Source organism: Endozoicomonas sp. ONNA1, from assembly GCF_024606325.1.
Lineage (GTDB): Bacteria > Pseudomonadota > Gammaproteobacteria > Pseudomonadales > Endozoicomonadaceae > Endozoicomonas_A.
In genome coordinates this window covers 1-3,900 of sequence record NZ_JAHHPN010000214.1, presented here as the reverse complement: position 1 = coordinate 3,900, position 3,900 = coordinate 1, and the positions used below count along the sequence as shown (strand labels likewise).

The following is a 3,900-nucleotide window of genomic DNA, read 5'->3' as shown; positions in this document are numbered from 1 at the left end:
AGGGGTTGTCCGGGTCCAGCAGATCGTTAAATTTTGGCAGCTCCTCACTGGTGAGTTTGCGGATATCTATCACCAGGGTGAGCGGCTGTGAACCTTCAAACAGTTTGCCTGAAAGGAGAGTGTGGCGACCATCGTCAGAAATGCTCAACCGACTCACCAGACTAGCCTGTGAGAGGTCATCGGGGTGGGAGATAAGGATGACATCCTGATGTGCATCGCCGGTCTGAGCCACTAAAAGCTGTCGAACCTCATCATCACTAGCGACAAAACGAAAATCGAAGGAATGAGAAGCTCTGGAGAGCGAGGAATCTGTTCGGGATACAGTTCTCGCTTTGTCAGGCGACACAACCGGAGGTGATGATAGGGTTAATTTGGAGGTGAACTGTTCGCAGATTGTTACCTTCTTTTCTGACGATAACTCCAGCTTTGCTGTCTTGGTTGGCACGCCACTGTCAGGCACCTCACTACCAGAAATGATTTTGTTTGTTGTTGTGCCAATCTGACCATCCATAGTCAAACTCCCTACTGCAATTTGAAGAAATTTATCGAAAGTGTTTAGTTATAAGACTTACAAAAAGGACGAAAGTTTCACCTGGATTGTTACCCGTAACCATTAAAGGAAGTCATCGGTCTCGTAAAACGCATCGTCACCAGACTGCTATTAAATATCCATTGAGTCATAAAGAGCCATAAATCGAATTCAAATTCACACTGTTCAAAAACTCATTGGCAATTTTTGTCAGCTCATCGGATTTGAGCACCAGAGCGTTACTGGCGTTGAGCGTCTGCCGTAAGTATTCATCCTTAACCGATTTCTCAAACTCATAAGAGCACTCAATTTCAGACATCATGGCGTACAGCTCTCTTGGTGAGGATGGATCATGAGAGCCATAGTTGTTTAAAAAGCGTGGCCTGTTGATGGTAGCATTGCCCCAACAATACGTTAAGCAGCTGCCTTTCGAGTGTGTCAACCCATATAGATAATGACTGAAGGCCTGCTCAATCGCTTGCCTGCATTTCTCTCTTAAATCTTTCAGAAGTCTTTGTTCCACATCGGACACTTCAAGGGACTTTAGACTGTCTTGGTAATCGCTTTCGATAGTACGTTTTTTTTGCTCATATATTTTTGTTTGATCTTGAGATTTCTCACCAGAAGGCGTTCGCGTTAATGCGTCACGGCTTTCTTTTCTCAATTCATACAGAGCAGTATTGTATTGTTTACACTTCGCCTCATATTCATTGTTTTTTTTCACTAACTGCTTCAAAACCGGATTGTTCTCAACTTTTCGTTGAAGCAGGGCCTCGGCCTTTATATGAAACAACTCTATGTTGCTCCAGAAAGGTGTCCCCATGATAATCACCGGACGGTGGTTCGCCCCTCCTGAGATTAACTTTGGAAACGCCGGATGGTGAGCCAGCATTCGTTCTATATTGGGAATGCCCTCAGGCTCGCTCCTCCAGGCGGACTGAATAGATGGATAGGCAAGTTTACATTCAAGGGATGATGAAAACCCATCATGACAATGACTCAAGAAGAAAGCATCATCTGAACCCTCTCGAAAGCGTTTATAAGCCAGCAGCCATAGCAGACAATTTTTTTCCCTGGACAATAATTGCTTATACCATTTTTTCAGGCAACGGGCGGCCTCAACCATCAGTTCATCGACACCTTCCAGGCGTACCAATAGCCAATGATGTTTAACAGCACTAATAATATGTTTCTGATAGGTCGGCAATGGATCCAGCCAACCCGATTTCAGGACTTCAAGGGCAAAGCGATTAACCAAAGGCTTGGCCAAGCAACTGTCTTCCAATATTTTTACCATTGCGTGCAACCACATTTGAGCACCAAAGGGAACCTGATCAATTATTTTTGGATAGAGAGACCTGAGTAGTTCAGTGACCTGATCTTCATCACTATTGGACAATATTTGTTTGACTGTCTCAGGCATCATTCCCAAAATATCGTCGTAACTATTCAATACGTTTGTCTCTGGCAATTCGATTATTGAGACGCCCATGGAAAAACTGGTTAGGTCTCCTTCACTCCAAAGGTTCCAGACTATTTCGGAAAAACTTAGATTAGTTGCTAGCAATGCACTGTTTGTCTCAAGGGCTTTATTGAGTTCCTCAAAGCGTATGCCACAGGCTATAGCCAGAGCTTGCTGTTGTGCTAAATCAGCCCCTTTCATGAGATCCTGAATCTTCTTTGATGAAGTGCTGGAACTACCGATTTTCCTGCTGGGCTGGAAGTCAGGTATGATTTCCGTTGACTGTAGAGGTAGCCCGCCCAAATCCACTGGCTCCCAGGTTTGACCTCCATCTCCGGAATACTCGGCAAAGCAGTGGATACGGTTATCAATTTGCCGGGATGGAATCCCAAAATAACGACAAAAAGCGATAAAAACAGGCACACGATGTCGACAGCTACCTTGCCGCTGTGTTACCAGGAATTTAAAGAAATTGTTATGTTTCTTTGGTTTAGTATTACCGTCAAACTGTCTGCAATAGTCCGTGATCGCCTCAATCTGTTGAGGTATGTCTTCAGCGTCGTTTATGGCCCGCAAAAGCTTCGGGACTTCGCGTGGGCGTTTATCAATGGTTGTAAACAGCTTGTCCAGTACTGTTTTCATCCCTTCTGAGCAGCAGGCATCAAAACGTTTTGATGGTTCTGGTCGGGATTCGGTTGGTGTTTTTCTGTCTGTTTTTCTGGATTCAACAACATAGGCAATTTTAATCACCTGTTCCGCTTTGGCCTCAGGAATAGACAGTGTGTGAAGCCCGGTATATCGACCCCTTACCAGAGTACATGCCGAATGGGGTTCGATACGAAGGGCAACGATATAGTCGTTAACCGTAAGGCTGGGCAATCGATATTGACCATTCTTCGATGACATCTCTATGGTGGCCAGTGTTTGATCGCTTGCTAATATCAATTCCTGATCACACCCCGGTAATGGTTCCGGTGTAAGGATTTCAAACCCCTGAATATGTTCATCATTAAAATCGGTTAGTCTGATATCGCCCTTGGCAGAGACATCAATATTCTTTGCCCACCAGCGGTACATATGGGAAGAATGGTTCTGTGTATTGAAAATTTTATAATCGTTAACTTGCGGCATCTCAAGGTGCTGATAGTGTGTTTCCCGGTCTAATTTCTCAGCCTGTTTCTTGCGGACTTCTGGAATGTATCGTTCAGGCGCTTTATCACCCCCAACAGCTAACACTTCGTTAATAAGATCTCCAACCCAACGGTTTGGCAGATCGCTCATCTGATGCCAAAACTCCGGCCACAATCGAACTGCATTTGAGTTCCAACCCTCTATTCGCTTTTCAGCCTCTCTAAGATAAGGCCGGGACGCTGATAATTTCAGCGTTTGTTTCTCTTCTTCCGTCAGGGGAAATACCTGATTAGCATCCACGACCTTCTGGCTGAACTCACGATCAAACCAGCGTTGCTGCCAGTGTCGGTACAGTGCCCGGGTGAGCGTATCGTCCGACTGATCCGGCTCCAGGGAAAGACCAGATGCCTGCCACCTGGCCTGAGCCATCATTTTGATAATTTCTTTTCTGGCTTCCTCATCATTCAGATCAGCCTTAATACGAATTTCGTAGCGTTTTTCATCCACACTGTTGAGATTACTGCGTTGTATTAACCACGGACGATCAATGTTCGATACCGTTTGGTTGAACCATTTACAAAGCTCAGAATCAAGCCCGCCCTCTCTCATGGTAAGAGCCGAAGACTCTGGCAGTGCCTCCAACGATATTCCGGCAGCCATCAGATAAAGCCGGTAGTGCTGATTAAGGCATTGATGCAGCCCGTCTTCGGTAAAATCACCCCTTCGGATGACGGCCCTGGCCACATTCTGTAAATCAAGACTGGTGGGCTGTAACGGC

At 45.5% G+C, this 3,900-nt stretch carries 2 protein-coding genes; both read right to left on the bottom strand.

What is annotated here, in order from left to right:
- Positions 1-511, bottom strand: a 511-nt coding sequence (locus tag KDK19_RS05035) for a hypothetical protein (RefSeq protein WP_257291476.1), incomplete at its 3' end; no start/stop codon positions are given.
- A 166-nt stretch (positions 512-677) separates the two neighbouring features.
- A partial coding sequence (locus tag KDK19_RS05030) for a transglutaminase-like domain-containing protein (protein ID WP_257291475.1) occupies positions 678-3,900 on the bottom strand: 3,223 nt, incomplete at its 5' end.